Below are 19378 nucleotides of genomic sequence, written 5' to 3' on the forward strand. Positions count from 1 at the left end.
GAGATGCCGATTAGAATTTTGCTTGCGGATGACCATGCGATGGTCAGGCGTGGGCTTCATGTTTTTCTATCCACACAGTCCGATATGGTTGTCGTTGGCGAGGCATCTAATGGTAAGGAAGCGTTGCAACAAGCGGAAGAACTTGAGCCGGACGTGGTGTTAATGGATCTGCATATGCCTGTACTCGATGGAATAGAAACAGCCAGACAGCTTCGAGTGCTTACGCCCAGTATTCGGATCATTGTACTCACATCGTTCTCAGACCAGGATCATGTTGTGCCTGCCGTGCGTGCCGGGGTCAAAGGATATTTGTTAAAAGACATCGAACCAGAGGATCTGGCGGTGGCGATCCGCAATGTACATGCAGGTCAGGTGGAGCTTCATCCGGCGGCGGCCGGTCAACTCATGCATGTTATGGCTTCTGCTGAACTATCTATGAATGAACAGCAGTTATCGTTGAAGCGGACAGAGCAACAGCCTGTACAAGAGCAACGCCAGGATAAGGAAAAGGATAAGGAAGCCCAAGCATCCGCACCGGAACTTGATACGCTGACCCGTCGTGAACGGGAGGTGCTGGGGCTTATCGCTCAGGGGTTGAGTAATAAAGAAATTGCAGCCCAGCTAGTCATTACTGAGAAAACAGTAAAAACACATGTTAGTCATCTATTGGACAAATTAGGGCTATCTGATCGTACCCAAGCTGCGATCTATGCGGTTCGCAAAGGATGGGTGGTCTAAGAATTATGACCACGCCTCAGTCCAAAGTCGTAGAAACTCAGCCGAAAGGTTGAGTTTTTTGGTGCTGGAAGTTAAGCCTTTCTGCTGACGCATCTAAGGGTGAAGAAGGATATGCTAGTAATACATAATACGAGAACATGAAATGAAATAAAAGGAGCGTGACCCAATGAAGTTTATTGTTGTGGCAGGAAGTAACCGTAAAAATGCGACTAGTACACGTCTGGGAGAATATGTGATTCAAGCTATTCACGGTCAAGGACATGAAGCGAGCCTGTTCGATTTGTATCAAACACCGGTTCCTTTCTACGCCGCGGATGAGAAACTCGACGATGATCTACATTTGGCTGATCTGAAGTCCCGCGTGCTCGCGGCAGACGCTATTATTTTAGCTACGCCAGAGTATCATGGAAGTATAAGCGGTGTGCTCAAAAACGCACTGGATCACCTGGGTCAATCCTATTTCAGCGGGAAGCCGGTGTTGTCCATTAGTTCATCGGGAGGTGCTGTAGGTGTAAGTGCACTACTACAGTTGCAAGCGATTGTGCGTAATATGCATGGAATCAATGCATCGGAGTGGATTTCCATTGGCGGTGCGCAGCGTAGAAGGTTCGAAGCAACATACGATGGATACGAGGAATATAAGGGCAGTCAGGATATTGAAGAACGGATTCAACGTGTGCTTGGTTCGTTTTTGCATCTAGCAGAAGCCATCACGTCAGCGCGTAAATAATAAATAACACTTGATAGAGAGGGGGGTGCCATATGATTAAAGGCATATTTGAGACCCATCTGAATGTAACAGATCTGGAGAGATCTCATCATTTTTACGAACAGGTCTTAGGTCTGGAACATGCATATGGACAGCCAGAGCGTGGGAACTCCTTTTACTGGGTCGGTGGTAGAGGAAACGCAATGTTAGGCATTTGGCAAAAGGAACCTGATAAAGTTCAGCGGCAACATTTTGCTTTTCATGTGTCCTTAGAGGATATGAAACAAGCGGTTTCTTATCTAGAGGGGAAAGGCATTACGACGCATAATTTCTTGGATGATGATATTGGGGAATTGTATGTCTTCGGCTGGATGCCTGCCGTATCGGTGTATTTCACTGATCCAGACGGGCACTCGCTTGAGTTCATATCTATGCTGCCAGACGAAGCGAAGCCTGAGCTTGGCATGGTACCGTGGAGTACGTGGGAACGCATGCATGGACGTGGGTAATGGTAAAAAGATCGGGTCTGGTTCTTCTCAGAGCAAAAAGCACAGGCACATGCCCTTGAGGTCGTTGTCCAAGAGATAGGCAAGCTTCAAATGTAGTAAAACGCAAGCACGTGAAGTAAAAATGGAACCGTTCAACAAGGGTGTGCATATCTTCACGAATTGGCTCATTTAATAGAAGTATCCGCAATGTAAGCGGTATATAAAATGAAAACACTTATTCGATGAAGGAGGGATGAATTATGGATCGACGTTTGTTGGAAGAGGGTCTAATGATCATCGTTTCGAGTCGGGAGCACACAGGGGATCTGTGGCATGCCCATTATGGGGCAGCAGCGATTGCGGCTTACTTCTGGGTGAGGGAAAACCGTCTAACCTCCCTGGCTGCTGGAAGTGTTACCGCTGAAGCCAAGGCAATGCTCCGTAAACATGGCGTACACTCGGGAGAACCTTCTTTGCGAGGTGAAGTGTTGCCGGTGGAAGAAGCGGAAGCACTTATTACCCAGGCACTGGATCGTACCATTGGTGAACTTCACTGGGTTGGGCATCAAGCCATCTATGGGGCACTTAGCTTAAAGGCCATTCGTGAGCTGGAGGGATGGGGGACTGCCCGCGATATACAGCAGCTAGTGGAGCTGATTGATTCATTTGAGCGGACTGTGCCTGGAAGATCGTGGATCAATACGACGGTTAAAGAAATACGCACGCTGCGTGTAGATGAATCTGACGGGTTCCCGCATATTGAACGTCCGGAGGATCTGTCTCGTCTCATTCTGGATGAGCTTGGGGCATTTGATACCATCTATCAGGCAGAGGCCCATCATGATCTCATCGGACATATGTTAACGTATGGACATGCACTTAATATGTTGTATGAATTAGGTTATCCAAGCTTGTTCTACCAAGGGCTGACGCCGTTCTTAACGATGGTAAAAGCGTTGCGACTGAGCCGTAACGTGGATCATGAACTAGGCAGGCTGACATTACAGTCTCCTGTGGATCAACTACCGTTGGTACGTGCTGAACGTTCGATTGCACTTCCGCATGAACTTGAATACTGGCTGACAGATCGACGCTCACAAGATTGGAACAGCGGACATGTGTTTAAATTCCCATTCAGCTTCTATCATCACGCAAGAAACAGCAATTCGGTTCCAGAGAGCTGGGAGAACTTCCGGTATATTATTGCTTAACGAGGCTACGAAAGAAACATTCAGTCCATGCGTGGATTGAGTGATTAGATATATAGAATTAATGGACATATGTAAGGAACGAGGAAATAAAATGAGAAGAGCACAGCCTGTGAAGTATAGAGGCATGTGCTCTTTTTGGGTATGCGGAGGTAAGCTGATCCTTTGATCTAACGGACGCCTATGCAAATGATGAAAAGAATGAATGTGACTCGCGATAACAATAAAAAGAGGGGTTTCGTCGATGGATTACGTACGACCCAAACTCCCCAAGAACAGGTCAGGGCTGTGCTCATCCAAAAAACAAGTAAAGGCAAGCCCTCTGCTGTGAATGGAAACGTAATTGGAGGTAGAACGGAAAGGCCAGCGCCAAGGAACAACCAAGCTGTCATATAAACGGTAAGGAAGGATGCTAATACAAACATAAGCGTCTGAGACCAGAAACGATATAAACCGACTAGACGAAGAATAAGTATAGAAAGCAGATACAGCAGCATCACACTCGTTGAATACATCACCGCAGTCCATCCAATTAACGAGCCAGTTACTACGTCAGCCTCTCTATATAGAAGAAATAGGGTCATCAAATGCATAACGTAACCTGTCGTATACCCACTTATGACCACCCAGAGGTAGAACCAATCTGATCTTTGCATGTAACTCACTCCTTTTGATCCTATAAATCTTCCATTTGTAGTATAAACGTTAGCAAGATTAAGAAAGTTAAGTAATATCATCTAAACTAATTGCGCTCGCAAGAAACCGACCATGAGTCGACGTATTAGCTTCCACAATCGGTCTTAATTCAGGCGGTTAACCGTCAGCGTAGACGTTTAAAAGAGGTAAGATGGTATTATCAGATCAGAAGGAAAGCAACTATATGGATATCATCTATGAATCTACTGGCTAAAGGCCAGTTTTTTTAATAGAGGCTAATCGTTCTGATCAGATGCTGAAGAAAAATCTCATTCTCGGAGCAGGAGGTAGCATGATATGAAAAAAGTATTGTATGTCCCACTCGATGATCGTCCAGCCAATCTGGATGACGTCATTGTACAAGGTAAGGCAGCCGGTCTCCATATCGTTACACCGAACCAGAAGGACATCCGAAATCGCTTGGATTCGGAGAAAACGGTAGATGGCACCACATTACTTGGTACATCTACACCTCAGTATGGCAAGCCGTCCAATATTCACGATTTTATTCTGGAGCAAGCTGCTGAAGTTGAAGGTTTCATTATTTCAAGCGATATGCTTGCTTATGGTGGCCTGATTGGTAGCCGCGAGCTTCGTGAGAACGGAGGCGGTGACTATCCAAACTATGATCAGGAGACGACGCGGTTGCTGGATGTGATCCGCGTTATTAAAGAGAAATATCCATGTAAACCCGTTTACGTGATGGACACGATCATGCGACTTGCGACCACATCATTAGCAGATGGGCTTGCACTTGATGCCTATAATGAATCGCGAGCATTGATGCAACAACCTCGTCAGACGTTTACTGCTTTTGAAGATATTATTCAGGGGTACAACTTGTCTCCTGATTCTACAGAGTATGGTGAGACGACCTATTTTGACAAAGAACAGTATTACAATACGAGACAGCATAAATTCAAAACGAATCTGTATATCCTCGATCAACTGGCACGTAAGGGATACATTGATTTTCTCGCTGTTGGTGTGGATGATGCCAATACACAAGGCGTACAGATTAACGAGATCCGTTATGTGGAGAATCGAATTAACGAATGGCTTGGTGGGGTAGCTGGACAGAATCCAGACCGTGCGATTATTCTTCCCGATGCTGATGGTTTGGGACACTCGCTATTAGCTCGGATGGCGAATCAATTGCTTCGTGATGGCGCAAAAACACGTTATGCGGTTACCTATTTCGGTCCACATGGTAATACCATCGTGAACACCTATGAATATATGAATGTACATGAAAATGTAGCCCGCCATATTGATATCGTGGGTGGTGTGCTTGTTGCTGATTCTGCATATCCAGTTCCAGAGACGGACACTGATCTTGTCAAAGGCGAGAACGTTAGGCAGGATGGCGTTGCGCCTCAAGCTGCAACGTTTGATGTTGCCTCCGAACTCGATCGAATGACCAGCCATTCTCACAAAAACAAATCAGAGCCTAACTTAGAAATTGTGGCGATTACGGCATTGGAAGAGGTAGAGGCTGCTGTTGAGCGAATTAACGCCAATAGTGAACAAGGTGTGCCAACGGTTGTGATTGATTTTGTAGGTAAAGGTCCGGCGAATGTAGATGTAGCTGAGGCGCTATTGAGTAGCTCGCACACCGGTCGTGCTCTAGGTTATAGTGCGTGGAATACACCGGGAAATAAGATCGGGATTGCGGTTGGCATGGGACAATCTCGCTATGCCTTTATTACGAAGGAAACGAATGCTTCTGCTCTAAAGGAAGCGATGAATGCTCAAGGGTCACTATTATTTAAACGTTTCCTGAAGGATTATTACTACAAAGCGGTTGCGATTGCAGATGTTCGCACGTATTCCCGAGCTCATGCCCTGTATACCAACGTGGCTACGCTCGCGGATCAGAATATGCTTTTGTTCAATTCCAGTGAGGATTACGAACACCTCCAATCGTTGTTGCGAGATCTGATGCAGACCTACACAACGACACTTGCGGCTAAACCTGCATTTGCCCAAGGTAACGATGCGGTGGTTCAGTTGGAAGATGGGGAAAGCTCCTACGCTAAGTATCAAAATGCAAAGCTGGAGTATACCAATCCGGACTTTATCTGGGGGCGCGCGTTCGAAATTACGTTGAACCCCCGAGTTACATTGGTGTCTATTTAACTTATATAATATAACGTCGTCTTTTTTCCACCCAAGATACACTCTTAATCGCACCGAAGTCATGCCAATCACCATCCGCGTTAGCGATCAACAGGTGTAAGATTGTATTATCGGATCAATCGCACAGGGACACACCGAAAGCACATACGCTAATGTACAGCAGACCGGCCAATGAGCCGGTCATTTTTATGCGGTGATGTTGTCTAGTTTGGTTCGATCATAGATTGTGATGCAGACGGAATGTTAAAGGGGGAGTTTCATGACTGCTGCATTGCCGCTGCACAATGGGGGCAGATCATACATTTGCAGCCGAAGGGGGCGAAATAAATGTGTCTATAACAAATGAAGAAAATTCTACAGCCGGCATGGGCAGGATGAGCACGCTCATGAAACAGACATTAAAGCAGAAGCTTGCTGAATTTGTTCCAGCGTGGCAGGGTCAGGTACGAGGTGCTCTTGCACCGGGTGAGTTGGTAAATGAGCCTTGTGCTGTCGTTGCTTTTGCCGAAGAAGTACCTAAGTCTAGCTGGGCAGGATACCGCCGAATCATTCGTATTGCTCCATATGTGGGACTCACTGAGGGTGGAACAGAACAGTTGGAAGTCTTGTCTAGCAAGCTGATGGAGGGATTACATCAGGTTCGACTTCAGGATACGGAGGGAAATGCCTTCACCTGTATCTACCTCGGATCTTCTGATTGTGATCGAATAGACTCCAGTGCAAGCTTCATTACACGTAGTCTGCGATTCGGAGTATATGTACCTGAGTTCTTTGAACAAGATCTTGCCATCGAAACGCAGGACTATTCGCTGTGTGCACTTCAGAATTGGACACAAACAGAGCTTGGTTCAACCTGGTCTGTCTATTGTGATACGTGGCCTGGAGGGTACGAGTCCCCTTCTGTCTTGTGGCGACTGGCGAGTTACGATATCGCCGAGGCGGGTGCTTCTACACTGGAGATTCGCAAGCAGTTCGTGGGACATGTCATGACTAGAAATCCAGTGGCGACACGTAACACTGTAATTAGGCTTGTGGAACAGCTAGGGATACAAGCACGAATTGCAATTACTGATGCGGGGAGCGAAGAAACTAGCGAGAGCAGGCGATATGTCACGGTCGATGACGTCTCTGCTGATTTACAGGCTGACGCCTACCTGAATGGACAGATCCGTCTGACCGTACAGGAGCGTATTCGTCGCCCAGGAATAGATGTACCTTTCATTCGTCAGGTGCATCATAGCAGAGGAATAGAATAAGCCTGAATCACAATAAATTTATTAATAATGCGTGTTGAACTTATATCCAAATGAGGTGAGATGGCGTTGACAAGCTCAATCGAACATACCCAACAAGGCGACGCGAAGTACACGCGAGCCGAGCTAATCAATCATGCAGAAGCCCTCTTTGCCGTTAAGGCTGAGGTGCTGTATGGGGCGCTGAGTGAAGCAGCGGCGCAGACGTTTTCCATTGCGGAAGCACAAGAACGAATTAACCAATTTATGAAAGCGAAGGTGAAGGGCTAATGGCAGGCGGATCATGGGAGCAGACGAATCGTCCGGTACTTCCGGGCTTATATATGAATTTTCAGGCGGCGGCAGCATCGTCTATTCAGGCAGGAAATCGCGGAACTGTTGTAGTACCAGTGAAGGCAAACTGGGGGCCGGCGGGGACTTTTGTAGAAGTGGGCAGCGAATCAGCGATTGAACGGTCTTTCTCAGCGGGTGCACAGGACAATGGGACAGCATATACTTCTCTGAAGCTTGCGCTACTCGGTGGGCCGAAGAAGTTATTAGCCTATCGGATCGTGGGAGAAACGGCGAAGGCGGGAAGTCTTACGCTCAAGAATCGGAACGACGAAGATGTGCTGCAATTGGACGCCAAGTATGTAGGGGATCGGAGTAATGATTTCTACGTCACGATTCAACCTGGCATCATCGATAATACGAAGCATGAAGTGCGTCTCTTCGAAGGCAATCGCATGTTGTATGCGCTGGTGACAGCAGATATCACAGGTGCAGCTCTGGCAGAACAGATCAATGCGGATGAGAGCAACGTATGGGTAACAGCCGTAGCGATTGGAGATGGTACGGGCGAGGTGGCAACCGTTGCTGGTGCATCATTCAGAGGCGGTGTGAGTGGTAACGACAGTCTGACCAATGCGGATTACATTGCAGTACAAGAGGCACTCGAAGGTGAACAATTCGATGTATTGGCTCTGGATCAGGCTGCGGATGCACCTCTACTTGCAAGCTTTGGCGCATGGGTCAAGCGTGTACGTAATGAGGGTAAACCGGTTATCGCCGTATTTGGCGGCTCCGCAGCAGATGATACATCAGCGAGTGCTGCTCAGAAGGCATCGGCTCGTTCAGCGCAGTTGAACCATGAGGGTGTTGTTAACGTGGGTACGGGTGTGCGTTTGGGGGACACCTTCTATAGCTCGGCAGAGACCTCTGCGTATGTTGCAGGTCTGATCGCAGGTCAGCGGTTGAATGAATCTACCACGTATGCACCTACCCCGTTCGATGATGTGACACGTCGCTGGACACGAGCTGAACAGGAGCAGGCTGTGCAGAATGGTGTATTTATTTTCTTCCACGATGGTCGTCAGGTGAAAGCGCTGCGTGGTGTGAATACGCTGGTTGCACCCGTGGCCGGGCAGAATAATGCATGGAAAAAAATCCGTTCCATCCGTGTGATGGATGCTATTAACGTAGACCTACAGCGTTCTGCTGAGGACACGTACATCGGTAAAGTGAATAACACGGAGGAAGGTCGCCAGGCATTGATTGGGGCGATGAAAGCCTATCTGGCACTGCTCGCGCAGAGCAATGTGATTGAGGCGTCAGGATACGATGTCGTTCTCGATCCGGCGTATTATGGAACAGCTCCGATTCTGAAGCCGGAAGCAGATCAGGTGTACTTGCAATGGAATGTGAAATTGACGGATGTGATGGAGCAATTATTTGGTACTTTTTATGTGCAATAAGTTTTGTTAAGAGGGCGATTTCTAGTTCGTGTATAGAGTGTGCTGTTTCAAGATAAACGAGTTTAGCTGGCTGTGGAAGTAAGCGAATGAGGCAAAGTTTAATCATATCCATAAATAAAAATATGTGAACGAATGGTTTACGCGAATCGATACGTTCAATGATCCCAAGGAGGAATATTCATGTTAGATGCATCAAGAGTTATTCTCGGTACCCATGGTCAACTGCATATTGATGGTACGTGGCAGACCAATATTAACAAGCTGGAAGCAAGTGTAGAGATTGAGAAGCGTGAGCTGAATCTGGTCGGCAACGACTGGAAGGTGCACAAGAATGGAGCGAAAAAAGGAACAGGTACGATGACAGGGTACAAAGTTACCTCGGATATGATTACACGTGGCTTCACTAAATTCCAGATTATCTCCAAGCTGGATGATCCAGAGTCCTATGGACATGAGAGTGTGTTGTTGAAAGGCTGCATGGTGGACAAAATTCAACTAGCCAACTGGACAGCTGGCGAAGAAGTGCCGGAGGAAACGGGCTTTACCTTCGAAGGATTTGAGCTGCTCAATCCGATTGTAGTGAACTAAGATTCGTAGGTTAGCAAGACGAAGGACGGTAGAGGAATAGGTAAAGCAATCAAGGCAACAGCAAGGATAAGGCGAAATTACAGCAAAGAACAAGCAAAGGTAAGGCAGAGAAAAGAAACAAGCAGACTGAGGGGAACTCGGTCTGCTTCTTATGTTTGTGCGGATTCTTTGTAATGCGAGTACATTTTAGGAAGCCTAAAGGAGACATGCCTCGATGAGTATGAATGAAAAGCTGTCAGAAGAGCAAATTTTGGACCAGCTATTTGAAGCGGCAGAGCGATTGCCAGAGGAAAATGTGCGCATTCAGCGGTTGGATCTGCTGCTTACGTTGCGTGGACTGACATCCTCCAAAGTCGATCAGATTCGTGAACGTTGTACCGTTCGCAAAACGGTCAAGGGTCGCACCGAGGAAAAGGTGGATACCGAGACGTTTAATGCGTTGCTTATTTCCGAAGCGACCGTGAAGTTGCAAGTGCGCAGCCTGGAATTATCCGGCTGGGGCGACAACCGCATTACTGGGCGCATGAAGTTGTCGGGTGGGGAACAAGCGGTTCGTCGCATGCTGCTTGCTGGTGAGCTGGATGCGGTGGGTGACAAAGTGCTGGAGCTATCCGGGTTCGGCGTGGAGATTGAAGACCTAAAAAACTAATTCACTCCGGCGGGATGACAACGTTCCTCTATCACATGTGGGTGCGTCATCATCTAAGACCCGGAGAGTTCTGGTCTCTACCCCGAGGCGAACGCTCGTTGTTGCTTGCTTTCTCGGAAGAGGAAATGGATGCAATCACGAAGCAAAACAATCGGTAAGGTAGAGGAATCCATATTGAATGACAGGAGGTGAATTAGATGGCTGAAATGATTGTAGGTCTAAGTAAGTCCAATGCGGAGATGCGGACAACCCTTCGTTATCTGGATCAGATTCAGCGTTCAACCGAACGGCTGGGCAGGGTGCGATATCAAAGTCTAATCAAGACCAACAATGAGCTGCGAACAACCGGGCGCAGACTGGAGCATGTGTACAGTACCGCGATTCGATTGAGCAGATTGCGCATCATACCAACGATTGGACTGAACGATCAGCTAAGTCCTGCGTTGGATCGGATCTTGGCAAAGCTGAACCGAGTTCAGGGACAGATCGTTAAGGCATCGGGAACGGTATCTGTCGAGGTGCGCCAGAAGGTTGAAGTGGCGATGGGCAAGATGAATCCGGCGAGCGGATCTTCAATGTCAGTTACTATTGGAAGTCATAATACTACAGTCAATAATTTGGCTAAAGAAGATGAAAGCATGTTAGATAAAATAATTAATATGGTTGATTTCGCCAATAATTTGACCGATTTATTCGGAAAAGGTAAGGGAGCTTGGGATAAAAAGTTTAAAAAAGAAAAGAGCCCCAAAGGTAAAAGTCAAACTCGTACTACTTCAAGGACTGGAAACGCCAATCCGACAAGTGTACCTTCCCGAAAAGTGTCAGGAGGACGTCGCGGTAGAAGCTACCAAAACTCTACTCCAACCCCCGCTTCAACTAGTCCTAAAATTCATAAAGACGTATCACCGAAAGGGATTCGCGAAGCTCTGTCTACTAACAAGCTTTATAAAATGATGCGAGGTGGAGGGAAATCCGGTTTTAGCTCAGGCACCCTGTCAGGTTCACCTATGGGCATGTCCAATCTGTTTTCGGGTAACGGCATGTTTAGTAAATTAAGCGGTGGTTTAGCCAAGGGAGCAGGAAAATTGCTGGGACCGATCAGCATGTTGGCAGACGTAGCGAATGTGGCTTCTGCTCCAGCTGGGGAGCGTGGGCGAGCCGTAGGCTCCATGATTGGCGGAACTGCGGGTACCGCGATTGGTAGCGCCATTGGGAGTGTGATTTTACCTGGGATTGGCACGTATGTGGGTGGTGCAATTGGCGGCTGGGCAGGAAGTGCTGCGGGCGAATGGATTGGCGGCAAAGCGAAGGATATTGGCAATTTCATGTCGAGCGCAACCGAGAGCGTGGGCAATGCTGTATCTGGTGCGGTAGACTATGTCGCAGAAAAAACGAAAAACATCACGAGCGGCATCTCCAATTTCTTCGGGTTTGGCTCGAAGGAAGAAGAGAAGGTTCCTCCTGCACCTGTGCCTCCAGCCCCTTCAGTACAACCTGCATTAGCTCCGCCTTATATTCCTTCCGCGCTCTTGACCACAGGCCCGTGGGCGTATTCAACATCGATGGGGGTTCAACCCACTTCGGCAGCATTTCAAGGTTCGAGCATGATGCAGATGCAGGCAATGAATGCGGGCAATGGATCGCAGTCCACAGCAGGAACTAATGGCAAATCATCCCCGATGACCGTACAGATCTCGGAAGATCAGATGAGTAGTTTGTCGAGTTACCTCAAGGATTTCAAAACCGAGACAACAAACCAGATTGCTGTAAATGTTCCCGTAGGTGCGGTGCAAGTTACCGTTCGTGAGAATGCCATTGACTATGATGGGCTTGCCCGTCAGGTCGGACAGCGTGTGGTAAGTGAGGTACGACGAGCGATGGAGAACCGCAAAACGATCATGGCCTAGGATGAAAGGAGGTCAGGTATGAGTGTAATTGAAGATAAAGTGAAAGGGATTGAGATGGAGTTCACGTTAAAAGACGGAACAACATTATTTCAATTTCCCGTAAATCCGGAAGAACTGAATATTTCCCGTACCAAAGGGTATGAGACGATTCAGATGCTGGAGCATGGTGAGTTTGATTTTGCACAGGGAGAGAAGGTGAAGGAGATCACCTTCTCTTCTTTTTTTCCCAAAGAATACGATGCATCCTACTGCACGTATGCAGATATCCCCGATCCACGTGTAGCGATGAACATACTGAATACATTTCTAGTATCGAAGAAACCGCTGCGCTTCATTATTACGAACACAGGTGTGAATGTGCCTGTCTATCTTGTGTCCCACAATACGACCTTTCGGGGTGGGGAGAGTGGGGATATTTATTTTGACCTCACCATGCGTACTTGGCGGGACTCGAAGGTAGAGAAGACGAGTACGAAGACAGCAGGCCAGCCAGGCAAGACAAATACTCGCACAGATCTGAAAAAGACAAACAAGACGTACGTTGTTAAATCTGGGGATTCGCTGTCCAAAATAGCCAAGCTGGAGCTTGGGAGCAGTTCCAAATGGAACGAGATCTACAAGCTCAATACCAAGACCATCGGCAGTGATCCGAACCGAATCAAGCCAGGCCAGAAGCTGGTGATGCCGTGACCTATCAAGTCATCATTGATGATCAATACGACGTGACCAAACTGGTGGAGACGATTACGCTGAAGGATTCGCTCGAACAGATTGCCTATCAGGCCAACATCCGGCTGGCGGTGTCTGCATATTCGGGTCTACCTTCGATATCACCGGGGATGCCGGTGCGGATCAGCGGGGTTCCTTTTGGCGAAAAATCGAAGGTTCCTTTAGTGCATCCTGCTGTCATCTGGGAGGTCGAAAGCTCCAATAGTGGCACGAAGCGATTGTCTCTTACGGTGTACGATCGAATGATCTATCTGGAGAAGTCAGAGGATGAGTTCCTGTTACCGAAGGATCAGACCGCGACGCAGCGGCTCAAAACGTACGCTAAGGAATGGAAAATTCCCTGTGCCACGCTGCCAGATACGAAAACCAAGCTTGGTAAGGCGGTGTATCGGGCGCAGACGATTTTCTCGATGGTGTTTGCCGATCTGAAGGAAACCGCGAAGTCAGGTGGGGACATGTACCATCCTCGAATGACGTCTGGCGGGTTGCAGCTATATAAGGTGGGCAGTAACACGAAGGTGCACGAGCTGGATCGGCTCATTGATCTGACGCAGATGCGGACGCTCGAAGGTGCTGTTACAAAGGTAAAAGTCATGGCGGCTTCAGAGTCGGGGAGCGGGAAAGAGGTTCCCTCCAAAGTGCTCGCCATTGAGCAGGATGGTGTAGCTGAACTCGGTACATTGCAGAAGCTGATCGAGGACGACCAGGTGAAAACAGCCGCCGCCGCTAAGAAACTGGCGAAGAGTCGTCTGGCTGGGATTCAGGAGACGTTTACCGTAACTGCCCCAGATATCAACACCATTCGTGCCGGGGATGCCGTGTTATTGAAAGGACTAAAGCTGATCGTCATGTCGGTGAGCCGTGATCTGGCTGGAGCTGGAACGATGACGTTGGAACTAGCTACGGCGGAGATGGTGAGAAGGAGGGTTTACCTTGAATAACGATGATCCATATGGACAGTTTGCCGATGTGATGCGTGGTGCGATGAGCAATCATTCTCGCCAAGCCGTTAGTGGGATGGGTGCTGTGTTGGGCACGGTGACGTCGTCGGGTGTGAAGCTGGATGATTTCAAGCATGAGGTGCAGGATTACCTTGTTGCTGAGTTTCCCGGAACATTGACGCTGCCGGAGCGTGAGGTTGTTGGCGCAATCTCAGGGATCGGTGATGTGGCGAATGGCGGGACGACGAGCGTAGGACGGTTTCTTTTGCAGGAGAGTGAAGCAGAAGAAGCCAATTGGTCGCTGGGAAAAGGCTTGAAACCTGGGGATCGTGTACTTGCCATGCGCGTGAATAGTGGAAACGACATTGTAGTGTTGTGTAAGGTGGTGAGTGCGAATGCCTAGTCTGTTTCCTGAAAGAGGTGTGGTCTGGGGCGATGAGGAGGATCTGTCGGGTACGGCTTCGGAAGAGGTGACGTTTGGACGGAGCTGGCGATTCGACTATGATACGGGGGATTTTGTGCTGACTCCGAGTGGGAAGGTCGCTGTGGCAGATGCTCATGAGGCCTGGGTGCAGTGGTGCATCAAAGCGGTCAAAACACCTCGGTACCGGCATGTGATCTATTCTCGGAACTATGGCTCCGAGCTAGAGGATCTGATCGGGCAGGGGGATCGCCGGGGTGTGATGGAAAGTGAGATCGCTCGTATGGTGAGTGAGACGTTGCTGGCAGATCCGCGCACTGAATCGGTAGATCAGTTCACATTCAACTGGAACCTTGAGCAATGTATGTTTTCTTGTCGGGTGGCGAGTGTGCAGGAAGAGATGTTTATTTTGGAAAGTGAGGTGATCTGACGGGATGGCTGAGATGCCGCGTTATTTGGAGGATCAGACGGAGGAACAGATTATGCAGCGCATGCTGGATCGTCTGCCCGCGGATCTGGATAAGTCAGAGGGTTCTTTCTTGTGGGATGCAGAGGCACCGGTAGCGTTCATGTTATCTGAGGCAGCGCTCTGGGCACAGGAATTATTACGGCGTGGATTCGCAAGTACCGCTGCGAGCAGTGATCCAAATTTCCGTTCGGAGGAGCTGGATTTACGTACTGGGGAGCATGGCATTGTTCGGCGGGCTGCAGTGGTGGCACAAGGTGTAGTGAGATTCGTGGGTACGCCGGGGAAAGTGGTGCCAGCAGGCACCGTAGTGGCAACACTCGCAGATGAAGTATCGGGCGAAGCCTCGTTAGAATATGAAACGGTTGGCCGTGTGGAGCTAGATGAAGATGGTTCTGGCATGGTCGGTGTACGAGCACTCGTTGCGGGAAAAGAGAGCAATGTGCCAGCAGGCACGGTAACCGTGCTGTCTACACCAATGAGCGGTGTGACTTCCGTTACAAACGTGGATGTAATCAAGGGTGGTGCGGATATCGAAGCAGATACCGCTCTACTGGAGCGCTTCTATGCCAAAGTCCGCAATCAGGGAACCAGTGGAAACAAAGCTCAATATGTACAGTGGGCAAGCGAAGTTCCGGGAGTTGGAGCAACGCGAGTTATTCCGCTCTGGCAGGGGCCAGGCAGCGTGGGGCTGTATTTGCTGGATACAGAAAAACGAGCTGCGGGCAGTGATCTGGTGACAACCGTGCAGAAATACGTAGATCCAACACAGGATGGACAAGGGGAAGGTGTTGCACCCGCAGGGCCTGTGGTAACCGTCATGCCGGCAGAGGAAGTGCCGATGAACATTCAGGTGAAGCTGACACTGGCGAGTGATGCCACGCTAGCCGATGTGCAGGAGTTAATCGAACGCGGGGTGACCGCGTATCTGAAGCAGCTTGCTTTTGCCGATCCGCTCGTTCGCTACACACGTATTGCTGCCATCCTGCTCGACATTCCGCCGATCATCGACTATTCGGAGCTTACCGTGAATGGTGTAAGTGACCAGAATATTGAGATGACGGCAAGTCAGGTGGCGGTGTTAGGAACGGTGGATGTGCATGAATAAAGTTGTTCAGGTGGTGGGAGCAATCAGCGAATGCGGAGACCGAGGCAGTGAGGGATATGAAGGGCATTTAAAAGGTTCAGGCTCGGTTGGGAGTGGAGAACATGGTGAGCAAGAGGTGTGTTTGAGTGAAGCTGCCAAGGTTGGAGCGAAAGGAAGGGAGGATGCTGGACATGAGTGCTCCTTCTGCTGCACATGTTGGACCGACGAGTGATAAGGGGCGCGAGTTGTTCTCATATTTGCCGGGTTATTATGAGACTTCGCGGGTGATACGAGCGGATATGCAGGCCAAAGGTACTGAGATGGATCTGCTGTATCAGGCACTGGATGAGACGTTGGATCAATTTTTTGTTCGTACGGCAACATGGGGATTAGGCTACTGGGAGCAGGAGCTGGGTATCGAAACAGATCGTCTCAAACCTGTTGAACAACGGCGTGCTGTCGTGGAATCCAAGCTAAGAGGAGCTGGGAAGTTCTCGGGTAGGCTTGTTGCCAATGTGGCTGAGGCGTATGCCGGAGGTAAGGTGGATGTTTCTTTTCAGCCGGAAGCATGGAGCTTTACCGTGAGTTTTGTTGATACGATGGGCATTCCGCCCAATATTGATGATCTCAAACGGGCAATCGATGAGCTGAAGCCAGCACATATGGCTGTGGAGTACGAGTATCGCTATCTGATCTGGGACGATCTGGACAACAAACAGGTCACCTGGGATGAACTAGATGCCGCGTCCCTGACGTGGAACGAACTGGAGGTATGGGCATAATGCCAAAAGAAACCGATCGACTGAAGTTACCTTTGCCCCTTGGGAATGAGAGTGTAACCCGGGAGAGTATTAATGGGATTTTTGAAAAGATTGATGCGGGTGTGGCAACGCGCGAGGATTTGGATACGCTTCGTGAAGCAGTGAGTCAGATGGATATTCCTGATGCGTCTTTGACGCAGAAGGGGAAGGTGCAGTTGTCCAATAAAACGAATGGCACGTCTGAGGCGTTGGTAGCTACAGAAAAAGCTTTAGGTCTGGTCATGACTGAGGCTTTAGCGGCAAAGGAACTTGGAGTTGAGACTAAGGTCAATGTGGTTGCCGCTCTCAACTCCATAGGCGTTTCGGCATCCACAAACGATTCATGGGCACAACTCATTACTAAGATGGCTGGGGTAATCCGAGCCACGGGTAATGCAACGTCAGCACAGGTGTTGTCTGGGGCAACGTTTAGTAATGCATCAGCAAATGGACTTACAGGGACAATGCCAAACCGTGGAGCTGGTGGGGTGGTTACACCAGGAACAAGCACACGAACCTTGCTAGCTGGGTATTACAACACCGCAATCACGGTTCCTGGGGAGACTAACCTAGTGCCTGAAAACATTCGCATAGGCAAGTCCATGTACAACGTACCCGGATCGTTAGACCCTATGACATACACAAGGCTGACATCAACCATAGAGAGAGTAGGGCAAACACCAGGAACCGATGATCTGTTTACAGATCTGATAGAGCTACCCAAAGACAAGACCACCCTAATCTATGACTATGACGGTATGATTCTAGGGATGGCGACACCTTGGGCTGACCAAACCACAATGGCGGGTTTTATATTCCGTAACCCTGGTGTCACTAACTTTAACTTTATCCATCAGATTGTCGGGTACTATGTCGATTACTACTCACGCACCGCCGAGTATAAATACAGTTCTTGGGAAATTGACATGCTGAACAAACGATTCCGTTATGTTGAAAATGGTGTTCCAAGAGCTTGGACAACGATAACTAGAGTCGATTTTACAAAACCGATATACCTGAGTTCGCGCTTTAGAATCGGGTCAGGTACTGGTTCGAACGCGGGTCGTGCCTATGTAACATTCCAAAACTCAACCGTCATTTCATACTAAGGAGGTTCAACCATGATTTTAGTTAAGCACACAGGCGAAGGCTCTACACCTGTAGTCACCGCCCTGATCTACAACGCCGATCCTGACCAGGCGACCACACATGATATCTGGATTGACAAGCAAGTCCCTGTCTCAGAGGATATCCCTGGAATGACAGCACAGCTGCACATTCGCTTAGAGGACAATGCCTTGTTTTACAACTACAGCAAGCCCATGACCTGGCAGGACTACATTGCTGAGCTAAGAAAACAGCAGGAAGTCATCAAGGCAGCTATGGATGATCTGATTATGGGAGGTGGGTTGTAATGGCTATTTACATGGGTATGCGGATCATCGAAGGAGCTTTCACATATGAGTACGTATGTGAGAGGAGACCAGATTTAAGAGATGGAATCGATGCATATCTTGTGCAGCAAGGAAGAGAAGAACTGATTAATAAGGATAACGTCAAGTAATGCGTGCCCCAGTGGTGCGCTATTTGGTATTATCAGGTTAACCAATCTTTGTTGGTTGGCTTTTTTTATGCCTTTCGAACAACCGGAGGGCTTTTTCTAACCAATGAAACGAGGTGCAGTCATGCCTTTAATAAATAATTTCTTGATTAAAAACAGCTTGATTGATGGATTTTCACAGAATGCCGTTTTAATATTAACTGTTTCGGGAACTTCAGTAAGCCACAATGCTAATAAATACTCTCATGTATCGTTTAATTCCGAAGGAGAAGGATACGGATTGTGGGCTCCTTAACTATCAACGATAATTCTTATGCTTCAGCTTTTCGTAATAATTTACCTAAAGTAATAACTATTTATCGAAATTCAATGTTATTAGGGAGTTATGTAAGAGACATAAAGAATTACAATAATCATTTCGTTTTCTTTTTTAATAGAGCGTTCTTTGCAATTCTCGATTCAGCTGGAAGTTATGTCAATAATACTACATGCATGTTCCCTGTTCCTGAATTAAGTACGTCGTACGTTTGGAGAGTTTATGCATAATTAGTTTATGAAAAACATTAAGTTACATTTTCTGGAGCGGTCAGGGAGCATTTTATATTGAATGCAGGGGGAAGTGAGATGGAAACAGTAGGTAAATGGCTTGTGGCTGTTTGGAGCACGACAGCCTCATACTTCTTTGGTGGTTGGTCTGGTGTACTGGGTGTATTGCTGGTGTTTGTAGCATTGGATTATATGACAGGATTTGCAGCGGCAGCTATGACAGGCACGCTTAAGAGCAACACAGGATTGTTCGGCATTGCACGTAAGGTATTCATTTTCGCAATGGTATCGGTGGCTCATCTGGTGGACGGTGTTCTGGGAGACGGACATTTGTTCAGGGATGCGGTCGCCTTTTTTTATATCGCGAATGAGTTGTTGTCTATTATTGAAAATGGTGGCAAGCTGGGCGCGCCCATTCCGCCTGCGATTCGGCAGGCCATTGAAGTGCTCAAGGGTAAGGGAGGAGCCGGGGATCACCCCGGTAACCTCCCTTTTAAGTCTAATGAGTTTTTTACTCAAACGGATGATGATAGTGACGTACAAAAGAAAAAAGATAAAAAGTAATTGCAGCTTTACATTGTTCATCTACCGCACAAAAAACAAATCTACTAGCAATTCAAATAGTGTGTAGAAAGCAAACCTATAGCAAATCGAATAGGACTAGCCTCGAAGAATATTTTAGAATCATTTAGCTAATAAACTAGGAATAGAGTAGATCC

At 48.1% G+C, this 19378-nt stretch carries 23 protein-coding genes; 22 read left to right on the forward strand and 1 reads right to left on the reverse strand.

Annotation, left to right across the window (positions count from 1 at the left end):
* Positions 1-3: 3 nt before the first annotated feature.
* The 4 genes from M3636_RS19645 (at position 4) to M3636_RS19660 (ending at position 3146) form a co-directional block, all read left to right on the forward strand.
* Entirely contained in the window at positions 4-738 is a 735-nt protein-coding gene (locus M3636_RS19645; protein WP_285859061.1) for a response regulator, read from the forward strand.
* A 166-nt stretch (positions 739-904) separates the two neighbouring features.
* Positions 905-1468: an NADPH-dependent FMN reductase gene (locus tag M3636_RS19650; RefSeq protein ID WP_251383702.1), complete on the forward strand. Its 564-nt coding sequence runs from the start codon at positions 905-907 to the stop codon at positions 1466-1468.
* Positions 1469-1500: 32 nt separating this feature from the next.
* Complete coding sequence (locus M3636_RS19655) at positions 1501-1956, forward strand: VOC family protein (RefSeq protein WP_251383703.1); 456 nt, start codon at positions 1501-1503, stop codon at positions 1954-1956.
* A gap of 239 nt (positions 1957-2195) precedes the next feature.
* Positions 2196-3146: a hypothetical protein gene (locus M3636_RS19660; protein WP_251383704.1), complete on the forward strand. Its 951-nt coding sequence runs from the start codon at positions 2196-2198 to the stop codon at positions 3144-3146.
* A gap of 167 nt (positions 3147-3313) precedes the next feature.
* Here the strand turns inward: M3636_RS19660 and M3636_RS19665 are convergent, their stop codons facing one another.
* Positions 3314-3799 (reverse strand): hypothetical protein, encoded by a 486-nt coding sequence (locus tag M3636_RS19665; RefSeq protein WP_251383705.1) that lies wholly within the window; start codon positions 3797-3799, stop codon positions 3314-3316.
* A gap of 337 nt (positions 3800-4136) precedes the next feature.
* Here M3636_RS19665 and M3636_RS19670 point away from each other — a divergent pair, with 337 nt between their 5' ends.
* From M3636_RS19670 to M3636_RS19755, 18 genes are all read left to right on the forward strand, one after another.
* Positions 4137-5978: a DUF4127 family protein gene (locus M3636_RS19670; RefSeq protein WP_251383706.1), complete on the forward strand. Its 1842-nt coding sequence runs from the start codon at positions 4137-4139 to the stop codon at positions 5976-5978.
* A gap of 329 nt (positions 5979-6307) precedes the next feature.
* The gene (locus M3636_RS19675; RefSeq protein ID WP_251383707.1) at positions 6308-7234 is read left to right on the forward strand and encodes a hypothetical protein; all 927 of its coding nucleotides are present in this window, start codon (positions 6308-6310) and stop codon (positions 7232-7234) included.
* A gap of 66 nt (positions 7235-7300) precedes the next feature.
* Positions 7301-7501 (forward strand): YqzN/YkzM domain-containing protein, encoded by a 201-nt coding sequence (locus tag M3636_RS19680; protein ID WP_430701090.1) that lies wholly within the window; start codon positions 7301-7303, stop codon positions 7499-7501.
* On the forward strand, positions 7501-8964 hold the full coding sequence (locus M3636_RS19685; RefSeq protein WP_251383708.1) for a phage tail sheath family protein: 1464 nt from the start codon (positions 7501-7503) through the stop codon (positions 8962-8964). The genes M3636_RS19680 and M3636_RS19685 overlap by 1 nt, the downstream gene beginning before the upstream one ends.
* 180 nt (positions 8965-9144) lie before the next feature.
* Positions 9145-9552 carry a phage tail tube protein gene (locus tag M3636_RS19690; RefSeq protein WP_128100656.1) on the forward strand — a complete coding sequence of 136 codons (408 nt, stop codon included), beginning with the start codon at positions 9145-9147 and terminating at the stop codon, positions 9550-9552.
* A 214-nt stretch (positions 9553-9766) separates the two neighbouring features.
* Positions 9767-10201 carry a phage tail assembly chaperone gene (locus M3636_RS19695; protein WP_128100657.1) on the forward strand — a complete coding sequence of 145 codons (435 nt, stop codon included), beginning with the start codon at positions 9767-9769 and terminating at the stop codon, positions 10199-10201.
* 197 nt (positions 10202-10398) lie between these two features.
* Positions 10399-12108, forward strand: coding sequence for a tape measure protein (locus M3636_RS19700; protein WP_251383709.1), 1710 nt, complete (start codon positions 10399-10401; stop codon positions 12106-12108).
* 54 nt (positions 12109-12162) lie between these two features.
* Positions 12163-12798, forward strand: a complete 636-nt coding sequence (locus tag M3636_RS19705) for a LysM peptidoglycan-binding domain-containing protein (protein ID WP_251383768.1) — start codon at positions 12163-12165, stop codon at positions 12796-12798.
* The gene (locus tag M3636_RS19710; RefSeq protein ID WP_251383710.1) at positions 12795-13778 is read left to right on the forward strand and encodes an XkdQ/YqbQ family protein; all 984 of its coding nucleotides are present in this window, start codon (positions 12795-12797) and stop codon (positions 13776-13778) included. Before M3636_RS19705 ends, M3636_RS19710 begins: the two co-directional genes overlap by 4 nt.
* Before the next feature lie 31 nt (positions 13779-13809).
* A complete protein-coding gene (locus M3636_RS19715; protein ID WP_251383769.1) occupies positions 13810-14181 on the forward strand; it encodes a DUF2577 domain-containing protein in 372 nt (123 codons plus the stop codon).
* Positions 14174-14629 carry a DUF2634 domain-containing protein gene (locus tag M3636_RS19720; protein WP_251383711.1) on the forward strand — a complete coding sequence of 152 codons (456 nt, stop codon included), beginning with the start codon at positions 14174-14176 and terminating at the stop codon, positions 14627-14629. The genes M3636_RS19715 and M3636_RS19720 overlap by 8 nt, the downstream gene beginning before the upstream one ends.
* A gap of 4 nt (positions 14630-14633) precedes the next feature.
* Positions 14634-15773 (forward strand): baseplate J/gp47 family protein, encoded by a 1140-nt coding sequence (locus M3636_RS19725; protein WP_251383712.1) that lies wholly within the window; start codon positions 14634-14636, stop codon positions 15771-15773.
* Complete coding sequence (locus tag M3636_RS19730; RefSeq protein ID WP_251383713.1) at positions 15766-15984, forward strand: hypothetical protein; 219 nt, start codon at positions 15766-15768, stop codon at positions 15982-15984. Before M3636_RS19725 ends, M3636_RS19730 begins: the two co-directional genes overlap by 8 nt.
* Entirely contained in the window at positions 15944-16534 is a 591-nt protein-coding gene (locus M3636_RS19735; RefSeq protein ID WP_251383714.1) for a YmfQ family protein, read from the forward strand. The genes M3636_RS19730 and M3636_RS19735 overlap by 41 nt, the downstream gene beginning before the upstream one ends.
* A complete protein-coding gene (locus M3636_RS19740; protein WP_251383715.1) occupies positions 16534-17661 on the forward strand; it encodes a phage tail protein in 1128 nt (375 codons plus the stop codon). Before M3636_RS19735 ends, M3636_RS19740 begins: the two co-directional genes overlap by 1 nt.
* Before the next feature lie 12 nt (positions 17662-17673).
* Positions 17674-17967 (forward strand): hypothetical protein, encoded by a 294-nt coding sequence (locus tag M3636_RS19745; protein WP_251383716.1) that lies wholly within the window; start codon positions 17674-17676, stop codon positions 17965-17967.
* Positions 17967-18116, forward strand: coding sequence for a hypothetical protein (locus tag M3636_RS19750; RefSeq protein WP_251383717.1), 150 nt, complete (start codon positions 17967-17969; stop codon positions 18114-18116). The genes M3636_RS19745 and M3636_RS19750 overlap by 1 nt, the downstream gene beginning before the upstream one ends.
* A gap of 621 nt (positions 18117-18737) precedes the next feature.
* The gene (locus M3636_RS19755; protein ID WP_251383718.1) at positions 18738-19223 is read left to right on the forward strand and encodes a phage holin family protein; all 486 of its coding nucleotides are present in this window, start codon (positions 18738-18740) and stop codon (positions 19221-19223) included.
* Positions 19224-19378 lie beyond the last annotated feature (155 nt).

This window comes from Paenibacillus sp. MER 99-2 (genome assembly GCF_023714095.1).
Lineage (GTDB): Bacteria > Bacillota > Bacilli > Paenibacillales > Paenibacillaceae > Paenibacillus.